The 16,872-nt window shown below is 54.1% G+C and carries 18 protein-coding genes and 1 tRNA gene; 12 read left to right on the forward strand and 7 right to left on the reverse strand.

The annotated features are described in order from the left end of the window. Window positions 1-27 precede the first annotated feature (27 nt). Entirely contained in the window at window positions 28-1,461 is a 1,434-nt protein-coding gene (locus N7V53_RS17405) for a 6-phospho-beta-glucosidase (protein WP_279794235.1), read from the reverse strand. 116 nt (window positions 1,462-1,577) lie between these two features. Next, window positions 1,578-2,306: a MurR/RpiR family transcriptional regulator gene (locus N7V53_RS17410; protein WP_023481032.1), complete on the reverse strand. Its 729-nt coding sequence runs from the start codon at window positions 2,304-2,306 to the stop codon at window positions 1,578-1,580. A gap of 227 nt (window positions 2,307-2,533) precedes the next feature. Between N7V53_RS17410 and N7V53_RS17415 the strand changes: the two genes are divergently transcribed. Beyond that, window positions 2,534-3,193, forward strand: coding sequence for a hemolysin III family protein (locus N7V53_RS17415; protein ID WP_279794238.1), 660 nt, complete (start codon window positions 2,534-2,536; stop codon window positions 3,191-3,193). 50 nt (window positions 3,194-3,243) lie between these two features. On the opposite strand, the gene ygfZ is transcribed toward N7V53_RS17415, so the two are convergent. Then, a complete protein-coding gene (ygfZ, locus tag N7V53_RS17420) occupies window positions 3,244-4,224 on the reverse strand; it encodes a tRNA-modifying protein YgfZ (protein ID WP_279794241.1) in 981 nt (326 codons plus the stop codon). Window positions 4,225-4,470: 246 nt separating this feature from the next. Between ygfZ and sdhE the strand changes: the two genes are divergently transcribed. Continuing rightward, on the forward strand, window positions 4,471-4,737 hold the full coding sequence (sdhE, locus tag N7V53_RS17425; protein WP_023480982.1) for an FAD assembly factor SdhE: 267 nt from the start codon (window positions 4,471-4,473) through the stop codon (window positions 4,735-4,737). Next, window positions 4,718-5,134, forward strand: a complete 417-nt coding sequence (locus N7V53_RS17430) for a protein YgfX (RefSeq protein ID WP_023480882.1) — start codon at window positions 4,718-4,720, stop codon at window positions 5,132-5,134. Before sdhE ends, N7V53_RS17430 begins: the two co-directional genes overlap by 20 nt. 17 nt (window positions 5,135-5,151) lie before the next feature. Here N7V53_RS17430 and fldB read toward each other — a convergent pair whose 3' ends face one another. Continuing rightward, window positions 5,152-5,673, reverse strand: a complete 522-nt coding sequence (fldB, locus tag N7V53_RS17435; RefSeq protein ID WP_279794244.1) for a flavodoxin FldB — start codon at window positions 5,671-5,673, stop codon at window positions 5,152-5,154. Window positions 5,674-5,772: 99 nt separating this feature from the next. Here fldB and xerD point away from each other — a divergent pair, with 99 nt between their 5' ends. From xerD to N7V53_RS17480, 9 genes are all read left to right on the forward strand, one after another. Next, window positions 5,773-6,669 (forward strand): site-specific tyrosine recombinase XerD, encoded by an 897-nt coding sequence (gene xerD, locus N7V53_RS17440; protein ID WP_023480693.1) that lies wholly within the window; start codon window positions 5,773-5,775, stop codon window positions 6,667-6,669. A gap of 24 nt (window positions 6,670-6,693) precedes the next feature. Beyond that, window positions 6,694-7,404, forward strand: a complete 711-nt coding sequence (gene dsbC, locus N7V53_RS17445) for a bifunctional protein-disulfide isomerase/oxidoreductase DsbC (RefSeq protein ID WP_023480958.1) — start codon at window positions 6,694-6,696, stop codon at window positions 7,402-7,404. Between the two features lie 5 nt (window positions 7,405-7,409). Continuing rightward, a complete protein-coding gene (gene recJ / locus N7V53_RS17450) occupies window positions 7,410-9,143 on the forward strand; it encodes a single-stranded-DNA-specific exonuclease RecJ (RefSeq protein WP_124967330.1) in 1,734 nt (577 codons plus the stop codon). A 91-nt stretch (window positions 9,144-9,234) separates the two neighbouring features. After that, window positions 9,235-10,333, forward strand: a protein-coding gene (prfB, locus tag N7V53_RS17455) for a peptide chain release factor 2 (protein WP_124967331.1) whose coding sequence is annotated in 2 segments (ribosomal slippage) — window positions 9,235-9,309 and window positions 9,311-10,333 — 1,098 coding nt in all. Because the reading frame shifts where the segments join, the coding sequence is not laid out codon by codon here. A gap of 9 nt (window positions 10,334-10,342) precedes the next feature. Beyond that, window positions 10,343-11,860: a lysine--tRNA ligase gene (gene lysS / locus N7V53_RS17460; protein WP_279794251.1), complete on the forward strand. Its 1,518-nt coding sequence runs from the start codon at window positions 10,343-10,345 to the stop codon at window positions 11,858-11,860. 117 nt (window positions 11,861-11,977) lie between these two features. Beyond that, window positions 11,978-12,709: an amidase activator ActS gene (gene actS / locus N7V53_RS17465; RefSeq protein ID WP_094193196.1), complete on the forward strand. Its 732-nt coding sequence runs from the start codon at window positions 11,978-11,980 to the stop codon at window positions 12,707-12,709. A gap of 92 nt (window positions 12,710-12,801) precedes the next feature. Then, a tRNA-Gly gene (locus tag N7V53_RS17470) sits at window positions 12,802-12,875 on the forward strand. A 532-nt stretch (window positions 12,876-13,407) separates the two neighbouring features. Then, a complete protein-coding gene (locus N7V53_RS17475; RefSeq protein WP_279794255.1) occupies window positions 13,408-14,133 on the forward strand; it encodes an HNH endonuclease in 726 nt (241 codons plus the stop codon). Between the two features lie 120 nt (window positions 14,134-14,253). Next, window positions 14,254-15,030: a hypothetical protein gene (locus N7V53_RS17480; protein WP_279794257.1), complete on the forward strand. Its 777-nt coding sequence runs from the start codon at window positions 14,254-14,256 to the stop codon at window positions 15,028-15,030. 693 nt (window positions 15,031-15,723) lie between these two features. On the opposite strand, the gene N7V53_RS17485 is transcribed toward N7V53_RS17480, so the two are convergent. The 3 genes from N7V53_RS17485 to N7V53_RS17495 form a co-directional block, all read right to left on the reverse strand. Beyond that, window positions 15,724-16,140 (reverse strand): hypothetical protein, encoded by a 417-nt coding sequence (locus N7V53_RS17485; protein ID WP_279794258.1) that lies wholly within the window; start codon window positions 16,138-16,140, stop codon window positions 15,724-15,726. Between the two features lie 101 nt (window positions 16,141-16,241). After that, the gene (locus tag N7V53_RS17490; protein WP_279794318.1) at window positions 16,242-16,565 is read right to left on the reverse strand and encodes an NIPSNAP family protein; all 324 of its coding nucleotides are present in this window, start codon (window positions 16,563-16,565) and stop codon (window positions 16,242-16,244) included. A 24-nt stretch (window positions 16,566-16,589) separates the two neighbouring features. Beyond that, window positions 16,590-16,817, reverse strand: coding sequence for a hypothetical protein (locus N7V53_RS17495; protein ID WP_023480697.1), 228 nt, complete (start codon window positions 16,815-16,817; stop codon window positions 16,590-16,592). Between the last annotated feature and the right edge of the window lie 55 nt (window positions 16,818-16,872).

The raw sequence follows: 16,872 nt of genomic DNA on the forward strand, positions 1-16,872 counted from the left end.
GCCGCCATCCGGCAACGCCTCAATAGATCACAAGTTCTCGCCGTTGCTGGCGATCACTTCCTTGTACCAGTTAAAGCTCTTCTTGCGTGAGCGCGACATATCGCCGGTGCCGTCGTCGTGCTTGTTCACGTAGATAAAGCCGTAGCGTTTGCTGTACTGACCTGTGGTAAAGGAGACGCAGTCAATGCAGCCCCACGGGGTGTAACCCATCAGGTCCACACCATCATAGGTGACGGCTTCGACCATCTCTTTCACATGCGCGCGCAGATAATCGATGCGGTAATCATCGTTAATGCTGCCATCCTCTTCGACTTTGTCGTACGCGCCGAAGCCGTTTTCAACGATAAACAGCGGCTTCTGGTAGCGCTCATACAGCTCGCAAAGGGCGTAGCGCAGGCCAACCGGGTCAATCTGCCAGCCCCAGTCGGAGGCTTTCACGTGCGGGTTCGGCACGCTGCCCTGGAAACCGGAGAGCGCATCGCCCGAACCGCCTTCGGCTTTCACCGCGTTGGTCATGTAATAGCTGAAGCCCAGATAGTCGCAGCACCCTTCGCGCAGGATCGCTTCATCTCCGGCTTCCATTTTGATGTTAAAGCCGCGACGCTCCCACTCGTTAAGCACATAGGAGGGGTAGTAACCGCGCAGCTGAACATCGGTAAAGACATAACGCTCACGCATTGATTCCTGCGCGTACATCACATCTTCAGGCTTACAGGAGAAGGGATAGAGCGGCACCATCGCCAGCATGCAGCCGATCTGCATCGACGGGTTGATGCGGTGACCAATCTTCACCGCCATCGCGCTGGCGACAAACTGGTGATGCAGCACCTGGTACATCGTCTCTTCCGGGTTTTCGTGCTCGGTATAGACCACGCCGGAGCAGCAGTAGCCGAACAGCGGGGCGCGCCAGTTGCGCTGGTTGTTGATCTCGTTGAAGGTCATCCAGTATTTGACCTTGTTCTTGTAGCGCTCAAACACCACTTCGGCGAAACGCACAAAGAAATCAACCACTTTACGGTTGGTCCAGCCGCCGTACTCCTGCACCAGGTGCAGCGGCATCTCAAAGTGAGAGAGGGTAATGACCGGCTCGATGTTGTACTTCAGCAGCTCATCGAACACATCGTCGTAGAACTTCAGACCCTCTTCATTGGGCTGCAACTCATCGCCCTGCGGGAAGATGCGGGTCCAGGCAATTGAAGTTCGGAAACATTTGAAGCCCATTTCGGCAAAGAGTTTGATGTCCTCTTTGTAGTGACCATGAAAATCGACGGCCTCGTGGTTCGGGTAGTATTTTCCCGCTTCCACCTGCTGGGTGATTTCGCGCGGGACGCCGTGCGCGCCGCCGGTCAGCACGTCGCAGATGCTCGGGCCTTTGCCGCCTTTATTCCAGCCGCCTTCTACCTGATGCGCGGCAACGGCGCCGCCCCATAAGAAATCTTTCGGTAAGGTCAATTTTTTCATCGTTGCTCTTCTCGTCATATTGGCTGTCAACGAGTCTAGCAAAGGCGAAATGAATGTCACGATATAACAAATTGCCGCTGCGGTAATTTGTTACACCGGAAAAACACCCTGTTTTTTTATGCTATTTTCTTCGCCAGTTTACGCCCCAGCGACTCGAGAATATAAACCACCGGAATTTGCGTCGTAATATCGTACCCGCCGGAAATACGCATTTGCGGCACGTGCCAGGAGATATTGTAATCCGCGAGTTTCGCCAGGCGTGAATGTTCATGGCTGGTAATCGAGAGGACTTTGCAGTGATGCAGGCTGAACTGGCTGGCAAAACGCAGGATCTCTTCGGTTTCTCCAGAGACAGAGAGCACAATTGCCAGCGCATTTTTCGCCATATCATTAGTCACCGGGAAATAGGGGTCGTCGATATGGTTACTGAATTTGCCAATATTTGAGAAAAATCGTGCGCCATATTTCGCCAGCGCTCCCGAGGTGCCCGCTCCAACGAAGATAATACGCTCGGAGGATAATATGATGTCGACGGTGCTATCGAGTAACTTATCGAATTCGTCGTTATTAACGCTTTTAAAAAAGCTTATTACTTCGCTGGCACCGAAATTTGCCTGCGGCGGCTCGTTCTGTTCCAGATACAATTTAAAGCGCACGCGAAACTCGGAATACCCCTCGCAGTTAAGCTTGCGGCAAAAGCGCAGAACCGTGGTGGTCGAGACGCCCGCCGCGTCGGCCAGCTCGCGGATCGTCATGTACATCACTTTGTCGCGATTTTTGACCACAAAGTTGTAGACCATCATCTCCAGGGTGTTGAGGCTGGCGATGGCAGAGTGGGTAAACATCGTCACGGCGGTGTCCTTTGCTGCTGATAATGTAGCCAGCCCTTGTCGGGCCTGCCTGCAAATGTGCCTCATGCTGCCACAACTGCGGCTCGCGCGCCCCGACTTTTAGCCGATCCTCAGGCAGTGGCATATTCATATGCGAAATATTTTAGCGTACAGGTGTGCACTGGAATTATTCTCAGTTACTCTAGTAGTGCAACGTTTTTTGAGTTCTCCTGGAGTTACCTATGGTGAAAAAACCATTAATCGCACAGGGATATACACTGGCAGAGGAGATTGCCAACAGCATCAGTCACGGTATCGGTCTGGTGTTCGGGATTGTCGGGCTGGTGCTGCTGCTGGGACAGGCAGTCGACACCCATGCCAGTACGCTTGCCATCACCAGCTACGCGCTTTATGGCGGCAGCATGATACTGCTGTTTCTGGCCTCAACGCTCTACCACGCCGTTCCGCATCCCCGCGCCAAAATATGGCTGAAGAAATTTGACCACTGCGCCATCTATCTGCTGATTGCGGGCACCTACACGCCGTTCCTGCTGGTCGGCCTGGATTCACCGCTGGCGCGCGGGCTGATGGTGGTTATCTGGAGCCTCGCACTGCTGGGCATCCTGTTTAAACTGACGATCGCGCACCGCTTTAAGGTGCTGTCGCTGGTAACCTACCTGGCGATGGGCTGGCTCTCACTGGTGGTGATTTACCAGCTTGCCACGCGTCTTTCTCCGGGCGGCGTCACGCTGCTTGCCGTGGGCGGCCTGATCTACTCGCTTGGCGTCATCTTTTACGTCTGTAAACGCATTCCCTACAACCACGCCATCTGGCACGGTTTTGTTCTTGGCGGCAGCGTCTGCCACTTCCTCGCGATCTATCTTTACGTCGGCCAGATTTAAACCTTGCGTCGTAGCCGGGCGGGCTGATGCCTTGCCCGGCTCAGAACCGCTTACTCTTCGAGCGAGTAGGGCAGCGGCTCAATGCTCAACGTGTTGGCATCCTCGCGCACGCGGAATACGCTGTCCGGCTCCATGTCATTATTCATCACCACCTGAACAATCACGCGGCCGTCATCCAGCTGCGCGGCAGCCAGTACGGTGCCGGTACGACGCCAGTTGTCGCCCATTTTACGTTCGAGATCTTCACCCGCTTCCGGAACGCGGCTGGCGGTTCCTGCCAGGTACCACAGCGCGCGTTTATTGGCCCCGCGGAATTTCGCCCGTGCCACCATCTCCTGGCCGGTATAGCACCCTTTTTTAAAGCTGATGCCGCCCAGCGCCTGCAGGTTGGTTGCCTGCGGGATAAACTGCGCGACGTTGGCTTCGTCAATGACCGGCAGACCCGCTTCGATATTCAACGCCAGCCACTGCTGGCTGTTATTGAACTGGGCTTCGCCGCGCAGCTTCTCGGTGACCATTTCGGCCGTGGCGGCATCGGTCACTAACAGGAAGCGTTCGGCAGGGTGCGCAAACCACAGCAGCGTAGTTTCACCCTCCTGCACGACCTGATTTTCGCTCTCCGGCAGAGTGGTGAAGAGATTCGCCAGCGCGGCACGCGCCTGGAAACCGGCCACGCCGAGCAGAACGCGCTTGTCGTCCGCAGCGATAGTCACTTTGGAAAAGACGGCATATTTTTTCAGTTCGCGCAGCTGGGTTTCACGCACGCTGCGGCGCAACAGCCACGCGAACCCCTCTTTATCGTGGAACAACCGCATATTGCTCCACATTTTGCCTTTAGAATCACAGTGCGCCGCCAGCAGATGCTGATTGGCCGCCAGTGTCGAGACATCTGCCGTCACCTGGCCTTGCAGATACTTCTCGCTATCGGCCCCGGTAATGGTTGCCAGCGCCCAGTCATCGAGCGTCATAAGCGTCAGCGGCAGACGTGAAGAGGCGGTCGGCTGGCGCGGAGGAAAAGGAGTAAAAGCCATATTAATGTCCTGATTAGCTTAACGCTGTGTTGGGTGTTAATGGTAAAAGAGCCGGTGTCCATTGCAAGCGATAAAGCATGCGATTTGTGCCATTGTGATGGCATTGCGAGATATTCCGCAGCGGAATGAAATCGTTGCAGAGAAGTGGAATTATTCTGGAAGCCGGCTCGAGCAGCGAAATATTCCGCAAAAGATATATTAAAAACACGTTACAATGTGCCCATCATGCCGAACAGGGAGATACACATGGATATTACTAACAAGGCCCGTATTCACTGGGCTTGCCGTCGCGGAATGCGCGAACTCGATATTTCCATCATGCCTTTTTTCGAACATGAGTACGATTCGCTAAGCGATGATGACAAACGTCTCTTTGTCCGCCTGCTGGAAAATGACGATCCCGATTTATTTAACTGGCTTATGAACCACGGCAAGCCACAGGATGCGGAGTTGCAAAGAATGGTGCAGTTAATCCAGACACGGAATCGGGATCGTGGTCCTGTGGCAATCTGAGTTACGCGTCTCCTGGCGCGCACAGTGGCTCTCCTTACTGCTTCACGGATTCGTAGCCGCGCTCATCTTGCTGATGCCCTGGCCGCTGAGCTACACGCCGGTATGGCTGCTGCTGCTTTCGCTGGTGGTGTTTGACTCCGTACGGAGCCAACGGCGCATCAACGCCTGTCATGGCGAGATTAAACTGCTGATGGATTCGCGCCTGCGCTGGCAGGGTGAGGAGTGGGATATTGTCGGTACGCCCTGGATGCTGCGTAGCGGAATGATGCTGCGATTGCGTCGCGAGGAAGATGGGCGTCGCCAGCATCTCTGGCTGGCGGCAGACAGTATGGATGCGCAGGAGTGGCGCGATCTGCGCCGGATGATTTTACAAAAACCGGCGCAGGGGCTGCACTAAAGGCAACGTCGCAGAGGTCAGGCGAAGCGCTCTGCCATCTCCGTCAGGATCTGCTCGCACCATGCTTCGAGGCGCGCGTCGCTCAGGTCATACTGGTTGGTCTCATCCAGCGCCAGGCCGACAAATAGCTGCCCGTCGGCAATAATCGGTTTGTTGCTGGTAAACTCGTAGCCTTCGGTCGGCCAGTAGCCGACGAAGCTAACGCCTTTCGGTGCCAGCTTGTCATGCAGCATGCCCAGTGCGTCGAGGAACCATTCGCCGTAGCCGAGCTGGTCGCCCATGCCGTAGAGCGCCACAATTTTGCCATCAAGGTTGAGCGTGTCGAGCGTCTCCCAGACGGCCTCCCAGTCTTCCTGCAGTTCGCCAAAATCCCAGGTCGGAATGCCGAGGATCAGCGCATCATACTGCTCCATCAGGGTGGGAGCATCGTCTTTCAGATTGTGTAGCGTGACCAGTTCCGGCCCGATAATGTCGCGAATCTTCTCCGCCGCCATTTCGGTGTAGCAGGTGCTGGAACCATAAAACAGACCAATATTCATAACGTAAACATCTCGGTTCTTGATGTGTCTTTGCACGCAGTGTACCAGAATCAGGTCTCAATCAGGCATAATGCAGCGATTGAGAGAAGGAGAGGGCGGATGGAAGAAGATCTCGCACGTATCGAACAATTTCTTGATGCGCTCTGGCTGGAGAACAACCTGGCGGAAAATACTCTCAGCGCCTATCGTCGCGATCTGAAGGGTGTTGTGGAGTGGCTTCATCATCGGGGCAGCAGCCTGGAGCGCGCGCAGAGCGACGAGTTGCAGGCACTGCTCGCCGAACGCGTTGAAGGGGGCTATAAAGCCACAAGTTCGGCGCGTCTGCTGAGCGCCGTGCGGCGTTTTTTCCAGTATCTCTATCGCGAAAAGCTGCGCCAGGATGACCCGAGCGCCCAGTTGGCCTCTCCTAAGCTGCCGCAGCGCCTGCCGAAAGATTTAAGCGAAACGCAGGTCGGGCGGTTGTTACAGGCACCGGTGGTTGACCAACCGCTGGAGTTACGCGATAAAGCCATGCTTGAGGTGTTGTATGCGACCGGCCTTCGCGTGACGGAGCTGGTGGGGCTAACGATGAGTGATATCAGCCTGCGCCAGGGCGTGCTGCGGGTTATCGGTAAAGGCAACAAAGAGCGCCTGGTGCCGCTGGGCGAAGAGGCGATCTATTGGGTTGAGCACTATCTTGAATATGGGCGTCCGTGGCTGCTTAACGGTGCTTCGATTGATGTGCTGTTCCCGAGCCAGCGTGGGCAACAGATGACGCGCCAGACTTTCTGGCATCGCATCAAGCACTATGCGGTGCTTGCAGGGATCGACAGCGAAAAGCTCTCGCCCCACGTTCTGCGCCATGCTTTTGCCACGCATTTGCTCAACCACGGCGCGGATCTGCGCGTAGTGCAGATGCTGCTGGGGCATCAGGATCTCTCGACAACGCAAATTTATACGCATGTCGCCACCGAGCGGCTGCGCAAGCTTCATCAACAGCACCACCCGCGGGCGTGAGTGCTGACAATCTAAGGATGTGTTATGAAAAAAGGTTTAATCATGTTCACCCTGCTGGCTGCGTTCACCGGCGCGGCCCATGCCGATGATGCGGCGATCAAGCAGTCGCTGGCGAAGCTGGGTGTACAGAGTTCAGACATCATGCCCGCTCCCGTTGCCGGAATGAAAGCCGTGATGACCAACAGCGGCGTGCTCTATGTCACCGAAGATGGCAAACATATTATTCAGGGGCCGATGTATGACGTCAGCGGCGCGCAGCCGGTCAACGTCACCAGCAAAATGCTGCTGCCGCATCTTAACGCGCTGGAAAAAGAGATGATTGTCTACAAAGCGCCGCAAGAGAAGCATGTCATTACCGTCTTTACCGATATCACCTGTGGCTATTGCCAGAAGCTGCACAGCGAAATGGCCGACTACAACGCGCTGGGTATTACCGTGCGTTACCTCGCCTTCCCGCGCCAGGGCGTGCCGAGCGATGTAGAAAAAGAGATGAAGGCGATTTGGTGCGCGAAAGATCCGAAGAAAGCCTTTGATGATGCAATGGCAGGCAAAGGCGTTAAGCCTGCCAGCTGTGATATCAGCATCGCTAACCACTACGCGCTGGGCGTGCAGTTTGGCGTAAACGGTACGCCAGCCATTGTGCTGAACGATGGCTACGTTGTGCCGGGCTACCAGGCACCCGCCGAGATGAAAGCCTTCCTCGACCAGCACCAGAAAGCGACGGGCGGTAAGTAATTCCCGTGAAAGCTGAGATACAACTTCGCCGCCGTGAGGTGGATGACGCGGCAGTACTGGCGGATTCACTCCCGCCGCTGCTGCGTCGCTTATATGCCAGCCGCGGCGTGAAGAGTGACCGCGATCTGGAACGCAGCGTAAAAGGGATGCTTCCCTGGCAACAGCTGACCGGCATCGATGATGCGGTTACGCACCTCTACAACGCCATGCGCGAAGGGCTGCGCATTATCGTGGTCGGGGATTTTGACGCCGACGGCGCAACCAGCACCGCGCTGAGCGTGCTGGCGCTGCGCTCGTTGGGCTGTGACAACGTCAGCTACCTGGTGCCTAACCGCTTTGATGATGGCTACGGCCTCAGCCCGGAAGTGGTCGATCAGGCCCATGCCCGCGGTGCGCAGCTGATCCTGACCGTGGATAACGGCATCTCCTCCCATGCGGGTGTTGCGCGTGCGCATGAGCTTGGCATTCCGGTTGTGGTCACCGATCACCATCTGCCCGGCGACACGCTGCCCGAGGCCGAGGCAATTGTGAACCCCAACCTGCGCGACTGCGACTTCCCGTCGAAATCGCTGGCAGGCGTTGGCGTTGCCTTCTATCTGATGCTGGCACTGCGCGCCTTTCTGCGCGACAACGGCTGGTTTGAGGCGCGCGGCATTGCGATGCCAAACCTGGCTGAGCTGCTCGATTTGGTGGCGCTGGGCACGGTGGCGGATGTCGTGCCGCTGGATGCCAATAACCGTATTTTGACCTGGCAGGGGTTGAGCCGTATTCGCGCCGGTCGCTGTCGCCCGGGTATTAAAGCGCTGCTTGAGATTGCCAACCGCGAGGCGCACAAGCTGGCGGCAAGCGATCTCGGTTTCGCGCTCGGCCCGCGCCTCAATGCTGCCGGGCGTCTGGATGATATGTCTGTCGGCGTAGCGCTGCTGCTGTGCGACAACCTCGGTGAAGCGCGCCAGCTGGCAAGCGATCTCGACGCGCTCAACCAGACGCGCAAAGAGATTGAGCAGGGCATGCAGGCGGAAGCGCTGACGCTGTGCGAGCAGCTTGAGCGCAGCAGCGAGACGCTGCCCGGCGGGCTGGCGATGTACCATCCCGAGTGGCATCAGGGCGTGGTCGGCATTCTGGCGTCGCGCATTAAAGAGCGCTTCCATCGCCCGGTTATCGCCTTTGCGCCTGCCGGTGAAGGCGTGCTGAAAGGCTCCGGGCGCTCCATTCAGGGGCTGCATATGCGCGATGCGCTGGAGCGGCTCGACACGCTCTACCCCGGCATGATGCTGAAGTTCGGCGGCCACGCGATGGCGGCCGGATTAACGCTTGAAGAGGCCAATTTTGACGCCTTCCAGCAGCGCTTTGGCGATCTGGTCACCGAGTGGCTCGACCCGGCGCTATTACAGGGCGAAATTCTCTCCGACGGGCCGCTGAGCGCCCAGGAGATGACGCTTGAAGTGGCAGAGATGCTGCGCGAGGCGGGCCCGTGGGGGCAGATGTTCCCGGAGCCGATGTTTGACGGCGAGTTTCGCCTGTTGCAGCAGCGGCTGGTGGGCGAGCGTCATTTAAAAGTGATGCTGGAGCCGGTTGGCGGCGGTCCGCTGCTCGACGGGATCGCCTTTAACGTCGATACCGCCATCTGGCCGGATAACGGCGTACGGCAGGTGAAAATCGCTTATAAACTCGATGTTAACGAGTTTCGCGGCAACCGTAGCGTGCAGCTGATCATCGAAAACCTCTGGCCACTTTAGCGCCACTATTCGCTACAAATAAGGGCATAGATCCGGTAGAATCTCGCCCTTATCACCGCTTTTTGACAAGTCCAATAAAAGAAAACAGACCATGTTTGAAATTAATCCGGTAAAAAATCGCATTCAGGACCTCACGGAGCGCTCCGACGTTCTTAGGGGGTATCTTTGACTATGACGCCAAGAAAGAGCGTCTGGAAGAAGTAAACGCCGAGCTGGAACAGCCGGACGTATGGAATGAGCCAGAGCGCGCACAGGCGCTCGGCAAAGAGCGCTCCTCCCTCGAAGCTATCGTTGAGACGCTGGATCAGATGCGCCAGGGGCTGGAAGATGTCGCGGGCCTGCTGGAGCTGGCCGTTGAAGCCGACGATGAAGAGACCTTCAACGAGGCCGTCGCCGAGCTGGACGGGCTGGAAGAGAAGCTGGCGCAGCTTGAGTTCCGCCGCATGTTCTCCGGCGAGTATGACAGCGCCGACTGCTACCTCGACATTCAGGCTGGCTCCGGCGGTACCGAAGCGCAGGACTGGGCCAGCATGCTGACGCGCATGTATCTGCGCTGGGCAGAAGCGCGCGGCTTCAAAACCGAAATCATCGAAGAGTCCGAAGGTGAAGTGGCGGGGATCAAATCCGTTACCATCAAGATCATTGGTGATTACGCCTACGGCTGGCTGCGTACCGAAACCGGCGTGCACCGTCTGGTGCGTAAAAGCCCGTTCGACTCCGGCGGCCGTCGCCACACCTCGTTCAGTTCCGCGTTTGTCTACCCGGAAGTGGATGACGATATCGATATCGAAATCAACCCGGCTGACCTGCGCATCGACGTTTACCGTGCCTCCGGCGCGGGCGGTCAGCACGTTAACCGTACTGAATCCGCGGTGCGTATTACCCATATTCCGACCGGGTTGGTCACGCAGTGCCAGAATGACCGCTCTCAGCATAAAAACAAAGACCAGGCCATGAAGCAGATGAAAGCGAAGCTTTATGAGCTGGAGATGCAGAAGAAAAATGCCGAGAAGCAGGCGATGGAAGATACCAAGTCCGACATCGGCTGGGGCAGCCAGATCCGTTCTTATGTCCTGGATGACTCCCGCATCAAAGATCTGCGCACCGGGGTTGAAACCCGCAACACGCAGGCGGTGCTGGACGGCAGCCTGGATCAATTTATTGAAGCAAGTTTGAAAGCAGGGCTATGAGGAACCAACATGTCTGAACAACAAGCACAGGGCGCTGACGCGGCAGTCGATCTTAATAATGAACTGAAAACCCGCCGTGAGAAGCTGGCGCTGTTGCGCGAGCAGGGCGTTCCGTTCCCGAACGACTTCCGTCGTGACCAGACCTCTGACAAGCTGCACGCCGAATTCGACGGCAAAGAGAATGAAGAGCTGGAAGCGCTCGGCATCGAAGTTGCCGTTGCGGGTCGTATGATGACGCGCCGCATTATGGGTAAAGCCTCCTTTGTCACGTTGCAGGATGTGGGCGGTCGTATTCAGCTCTATGTTTCCCGCGACGATCTGGCGGAAGGCATCTACAACGAGCAGTTCAAAAAGTGGGATCTCGGCGATATCCTCGGCGCGCGCGGCAAGCTGTTCAAGACCAAGACCGGCGAGCTGTCGATCCACTGCACCGAGCTGCGTCTGCTGACCAAAGCCCTGCGCCCGTTGCCGGACAAGTTCCACGGCCTGCAGGATCAGGAAGCGCGCTATCGTCAGCGCTACCTCGACCTGATCGCTAACGAAGAGTCGCGCAACACCTTCAAAATTCGCTCCCGCATCATGGCCGGCATCCGCCAGTTCATGGTCAACCGCGACTTTATGGAAGTGGAAACGCCGATGATGCAGGTGATCCCGGGCGGTGCCTCTGCGCGTCCGTTTATCACCCATCACAACGCGCTCGATCTCGACATGTACCTGCGTATCGCGCCGGAGCTCTATCTCAAGCGTCTGGTGGTCGGCGGCTTCGATCGTGTGTTCGAAATCAACCGTAACTTCCGTAACGAAGGCATCTCCGTACGCCATAACCCAGAGTTCACCATGATGGAACTCTATATGGCGTATGCGGATTACAAAGATCTGATCGAGCTGACCGAATCCCTGTTCCGCACGCTGGCGCAGGATATTCTCGGCACCACCGAAGTGCCTTACGGCGAGCAGGTGTTCGACTTCGGCAAGCCGTTTGAGAAGCTGACCATGCGCGAAGCGATCAAGAAGTACCGTCCGGAAACCGAGATGGGCGATCTGGATAACTTCGACAGCGCGAAAGCGATTGCTGAAAACATCGGTATCAAAGTTGAGAAGAGCTGGGGTCTGGGCCGTATCGTGACCGAGATCTTTGAAGAAGTGGCGGAAGCGCACCTGATTCAGCCGACCTTCATCACCGAATACCCGGCAGAGGTTTCTCCGCTGGCGCGCCGTAACGATGACAACCCGGAAATCACCGACCGCTTTGAGTTCTTTATCGGTGGCCGTGAAATCGGTAACGGCTTTAGCGAGCTGAACGATGCTGAAGATCAGGCCAAGCGTTTCGCCGACCAGGTGGCAGCGAAAGACGCGGGCGATGACGAAGCGATGTTCTATGACGAAGACTATGTCACCGCGCTGGAGCATGGTCTGCCGCCGACGGCGGGTCTGGGCATCGGTATCGACCGTATGGTGATGCTGTTTACCAACAGCCACACCATCCGCGACGTGATCCTCTTCCCGGCGATGCGTCCGGTTAAATAACCGCTAATCGCCACAAGCCCCGACGTTCACGCGCCGGGGCTTTTTTATTGCCCTGTGAAAGGGTTGGCATCCCACGTATGGCTGCTATGATATGTCGCCAGTTAATTTATTCGAGGAATGGTTTTGCGCGCAGGACGCCTGATGAAAAACCCATTTTGCATGGTCATATGCCTGGCATTTACGCTGCTGCTGGCGGGCTGTGCGGGGAATAATTCGACCGGAAGCTACGCAGGCGCGACCTACACGGTCAAGCGCGGCGATACCCTGTACCGCATTTCGCGCATTACCGGTACCAGCGTAAAAGAGCTGGCGAGCATGAACGGTATTTCGCCGCCCTACACCATCGAAGTGGGGCAGCGGCTGAAGGTGAAAGGGGCGTCGAAAGGCTCCTCCTCCGGCAAGCTGGCGAAAGCGCGGCCTTCTTCGTCGGTGCCGCAAGCCTCCTGGCCGCCCGTTGGGCAGCGCTGCTGGCGCTGGCCGACCAGCGGGAAAGTGATCCTTACCTATTCCAACTCTGATGGCGGTAATAAAGGCATTGATATCGCCGGGTCGCGCGGGCAGCCGATCTACGCCGCCGGTGCCGGGAAAGTGGTCTATGTCGGCAGCCAGCTGCGCGGCTATGGCAACCTGATCATGATTAAGCACAGCGAAGATTACATCACCGCCTATGCGCACAATGAGACGCTGCTGGTGAATAACGGCCAGAGCGTGAAGTCCGGGCAGAAGATTGCCACCATGGGCAGCAGCGATGCCGACTCCGTGCGTCTGCACTTCCAGCTGCGCTATCGCGCGACGGCCATCGATCCGCTGCGCTATTTACCGCCGCAGGGCAGCGTACCGAAGTGTTAATCTGCGCGCTAACAGGCGAGAAATTAACCTGTTAGCGCATCGGTGGGTTGTCAGACGCGATGTAAGGTCTATAATGCCTGAGCACTTTGAAAGCGGGCGTAGTTCAATGGTAGAACGAGAGCTTCCCAAGCTCTATACGAGGGTTCGATTCCCTTCGCCCGCTCCAGATCTCTCCTCTTGTGGAGAAGCTTAAAAGCTTTCTCTATCAGCAATTTAAATAGTTACCTATTTTAGTCGCCTATGGGTTCTACCATGGTGATCCGCCCTTGGTAACTGTCACGCTAAGTTACATAGTGAGATGACAGTATAACTCAGCGTCGGCGGCAGTTGCATCCTCACACCGCGATAGCAAAACGTGAAGAGAAAGCCCATCCAGGCATCGCTATGTCATCGACAGATTGCTCACACGCATTAAAGCCCGATTTGCGGCCTCATGAGCCACGTTAAGAGGTTTATGGTGATAAGTTCCTACAAACGACATGTAAGCTCCATCAGTGTTTCAGCCACGCTCCCGCAAGGGTACACGGTTATCCTGATAAGATGTGATCTCTCTGACAGTCTGATGAAGTCGCTTCGCTCCGCTTGTGTCTGTATCACCAATGGGGCTTTAAGGATTCTATTGTCAAAAATCAGAGAGTTGCACAACTTATTTCCGATAGCTAATCTAAGATAAAACTTAAGTTGCAAGAGATCTCTTGATGCCTTCAAAATTAAATCGTACATACAAGTATGGCGACGAACCGATAAGAATCACTACTGTGCAAGTGGTTGAAGAACAGTTCGGAGGGGCGGCAACTGCTAAGCAAGTGGATGATTATCTTAGAAAGCGATTTCCGCATTATAAAGACGATACTTGGCTTAATCTCGTAGTTAACACTGTCAACTGCAACCGCAGCTACTGGAGTTTCAACAAAACAGCCAGGCGAACTGATGATGTAACCCATCGGCATCATGAGTATGACCGATTGTTTAAGCGCGGGAATATCTTTGAAATCTATCAACCCTCTATTCATGGTATTTGGGAGTTGTATCAGGATCAGCAAGGGAAATGGTGTTACCGCCAAGTGAAGTCCGAGTTTGAAAAGGCTGTTGATGCTGCTTTAGAACTTTCCCCACCAGAACGCAAAGAGCTTTTAAAAAACGAGAATAAAACTCCTGAGCTAATCGCAGTAACAACACGAGTTTATAAGCGAAGCCCGTATGTAGTAGCCGAGGTGCTTTCAAGGGCTAATGGTAAGTGCCAAAACTGTAAGAGTGACGCTCCTTTTCTCAAATTAGACGGCACACCATTTCTTGAGGTTCATCACATTGAGTGGCTTTCGAATGGTGGGGAGGATTCTGTTAAAAATGCGATTGCATTGTGCCCGAACTGTCACAGACAGGCACATTATGGCGTTTTAGATTTAGTACCAGTTAACAAATAAACTGAACATGCTTGTGATAGTATGAATAGGGTACGTATCTTGGGGATTCTATGAGACCTTATTTAATATCTTGCTTAGCAGGAAATGTAAACATCGACATTTTTACATTATGGGAAACTTATGAAAGGTATCTGTAAGTTATGTCTCGAAGAGAAAGAACTACTGGAATCTCACAGCATACCAAGAAGCTATTTCAAACGATTGAAGAAGAATGATTCCCAGTTGATTATATTCCAGAAAGGTACTAAACCAAAACGAGAAAATGTTGATCCTAAAGAGCCACTTCTATGCTTCGAATGTGAGCAGCTTATCAGCCATGAGTACGAATCGTATGGAACAAGATTGTTGAGAAACCATCATAATATACGTAAAAACGCTGACCATATTATCATCAACTCTTTCAATTATAAGCGATTTTATCTTTTCTTACTAAGTATACTATGGAGAGCCTCTATCTCTAAAAGTGTGCATTACTCAACTGTGAATGGAGTTCCTGAGTTGGATGACTTGATGAGACATTGCATTAAAAACAAACAGGTGAGAATAAATAAACTTAGTCATTTGAAGGTAGATAACTTCATCCGTATTTGTGTGTTTAGGTTGATTGATACAACGAATAATATCCCTGATCACGTTATTAAATCTATTATTAGCAACTTTGCTTTTATAAAAAGTGATGAGACTGACAGTGTGCTATGGTATTTCGTTGTGGAGGGGTTTGCTATATTCTATGTTTTCTCTGCTTCAAAAGATTATCATGATGTCATTAGCATGAGATTAAAATCACAGTTGACTTCTGGTAGTCATCAAAAGATCTTTAAGATTGATATTTTTAAAGATGCCCTCTTTTCCAAAATTTTTATTGATTTGCTTACTGCTGCGAATGAACATAAATAATTATTTAATAGCTTAAGCGTATTTAATCCTCTACAAACATCTGGGTGTATTTGCATTGTTCAGATGGCCTGATCGCCACTGTTTCTGTATAGATAGCATTGCTATAGATGCAAATCTTCGCGTTGTCTGCCTCCTGTTCGCACTAAGAATCAGGGCTATTTGTCCGGCGTGAGTCACCAAGGCTGGAATTACTGCCAGCGTCAGCACAAGCAAGCGTTTCATGTGTATCTCCTTATAAGTCCATCTCATTGATCACACGGCTAACAGCTTGCTTGCCTAAATCCAGATAGCGCGTGGTGTCTGTGATGTTGCTGTGATTAAGCACAGTCATAGCTAATGCGATGTTATTTGCACAACGCTTTTAGATGGCATTCCCGCCAGCTTTGCGGAAGCTATGAGCCGATCCAGAGCCATGTATACCGATAGCTTTAGCGGCTTCTGCGATCTGCTTGCTCAATTCCTCGCGTCGTACAGGCGCTTTGACATGTTCCCCGTTGATTATTCCCTTCGCCCGCTCCAGCATTTCCTCTCTCTTCATTTCCCTGATTTCTGCAACGCATCCTTCACGTTTATACAATGACGCTTATCGCGGCCAGATTTTATTGCCGTTACAGCGGGCGGGGAAAGCGAAGCGTCGCGGCATTAGCACCGCCAGGCAGCACATCGCCCGACAGCGCTGATGCCGGAAAGAGATTAATTATTTATGGTGTCTTCACTGTCGAAGATATTGGCGCGGCTGCTGGAGTGCCTGCCATCACTGTACTGCGTCTCCTGACCGTCGAAGATATTGGCGCGGCTGCTGGAGGAGCTACCATCACTGTAGCGCGTATCCTGGCCGTCAAAGATATTGGCGCGGCTGCTGGAAGAGCTGCCGTCACTGTTTTTCGTATCCTGGCCGCCAAAGATATTGGCTCTGCTGCTTGAGGTTCTTCCGTCGCTATATTTCGTGTCCTGCCCACCGAAAATATTGGAGCGGCTGCTGGATGTTGTGCCATCGTCATAACGGCAATCCTCTCCGCCAAAAATATTGGCGCGGCAGCTGTCCGCCATCGCGCTATTCAGCGAGCCAGCAAACAGAAAAAAACCTAAAAACAGTGCTCTGGTATTCATAGCGTCTCTCTGAAAAGTGATGTTATCGGCGGATACAGGAAATCTGAATCCACACGAATTATGCCTGACACCGCGCGGGTGTCATCCCCTGGCTCTGGTAGTTATCGCAACCCTTCCACACCTTCGGGCGAGAGTGTCATAACCGTTTTCAGGCTGCTTTCAATGTTGTTCACAATCGATTCTCGCGGGCCAGCGCGCCACGCATCGCTGGCGTAAAAGGCCTCCAGCACCGCAGCCATACTCTCCGGGCTGTCAAAAGCGCGAATCAGACAGTAGCAATCGGGATCGTGCAATGAGTTGCCAAACCTCACAACATCAATGCCGTGGCGCTGATGCAGGGGAACGCTGATCTCCTGCATGATGGCGTGAAACGCCGCGCCGCTTCCCTGGCGCAAGGTGTATTGCAGTATCTCGACGGTTTTCATTTGCTTCATCTCCATTGTGCACCGCTATGCCTGTATCACTTTCCATGCCAGCACGATGAAATAGATCGCGCAGGCGATCTGCATAAGGCGAAAAACTCTTCTGACGTGGCGCCATTGGTAGCGCTCGCGGGCGTTAGCCTCTGCAATATCAGGGGGAAGGTGCGTTGTTTTTTTCTTTTTGATAAATATTTGCGCCACCGATGTGGCAAGAAGAACGACAGCAATCACTTTGAGAAAGAGTGGGTTATCCATACTTAGCCGCCTCTGTCGACGATACGTCCCAACAGACTAACTGAAAGACGGCACA

This window comes from Kosakonia sp. HypNH10 (genome assembly GCF_029850615.1).
Lineage (GTDB): Bacteria > Pseudomonadota > Gammaproteobacteria > Enterobacterales > Enterobacteriaceae > Kosakonia > Kosakonia cowanii.

What these genes read in the sequence shown, in the direction of transcription:
- N7V53_RS17475 (WP_279794255.1), top strand. Translation starts at nt 13,408, where the DNA reads ATGCCTTCAAAATTAAATCGTACATACAAGTATGGCGACGAACCGATA.
- dsbC (WP_023480958.1), top strand. Translation starts at nt 6,694, where the DNA reads ATGAAAAAAGGTTTAATCATGTTCACCCTGCTGGCTGCGTTCACCGGC.
- actS (WP_094193196.1), top strand. Translation starts at nt 11,978, where the DNA reads ATGGTTTTGCGCGCAGGACGCCTGATGAAAAACCCATTTTGCATGGTC.
- N7V53_RS17410 (WP_023481032.1), bottom strand. Translation starts at nt 2,306, where the DNA reads ATGTTTACCCACTCTGCCATCGCCAGCCTCAACACCCTGGAGATGATG.
- ygfZ (WP_279794241.1), bottom strand. Translation starts at nt 4,224, where the DNA reads ATGGCTTTTACTCCTTTTCCTCCGCGCCAGCCGACCGCCTCTTCACGT.
- N7V53_RS17495 (WP_023480697.1), bottom strand. Translation starts at nt 16,817, where the DNA reads ATGGATAACCCACTCTTTCTCAAAGTGATTGCTGTCGTTCTTCTTGCC.
- lysS (WP_279794251.1), top strand. Translation starts at nt 10,343, where the DNA reads ATGTCTGAACAACAAGCACAGGGCGCTGACGCGGCAGTCGATCTTAAT.
- N7V53_RS17405 (WP_279794235.1), bottom strand. Translation starts at nt 1,461, where the DNA reads ATGAAAAAATTGACCTTACCGAAAGATTTCTTATGGGGCGGCGCCGTT.
- N7V53_RS17485 (WP_279794258.1), bottom strand. Translation starts at nt 16,140, where the DNA reads ATGAATACCAGAGCACTGTTTTTAGGTTTTTTTCTGTTTGCTGGCTCG.
- N7V53_RS17415 (WP_279794238.1), top strand. Translation starts at nt 2,534, where the DNA reads ATGGTGAAAAAACCATTAATCGCACAGGGATATACACTGGCAGAGGAG.
- sdhE (WP_023480982.1), top strand. Translation starts at nt 4,471, where the DNA reads ATGGATATTACTAACAAGGCCCGTATTCACTGGGCTTGCCGTCGCGGA.
- xerD (WP_023480693.1), top strand. Translation starts at nt 5,773, where the DNA reads ATGGAAGAAGATCTCGCACGTATCGAACAATTTCTTGATGCGCTCTGG.
- N7V53_RS17490 (WP_279794318.1), bottom strand. Translation starts at nt 16,565, where the DNA reads ATGAAAACCGTCGAGATACTGCAATACACCTTGCGCCAGGGAAGCGGC.
- fldB (WP_279794244.1), bottom strand. Translation starts at nt 5,673, where the DNA reads ATGAATATTGGTCTGTTTTATGGTTCCAGCACCTGCTACACCGAAATG.
- N7V53_RS17480 (WP_279794257.1), top strand. Translation starts at nt 14,254, where the DNA reads ATGAAAGGTATCTGTAAGTTATGTCTCGAAGAGAAAGAACTACTGGAA.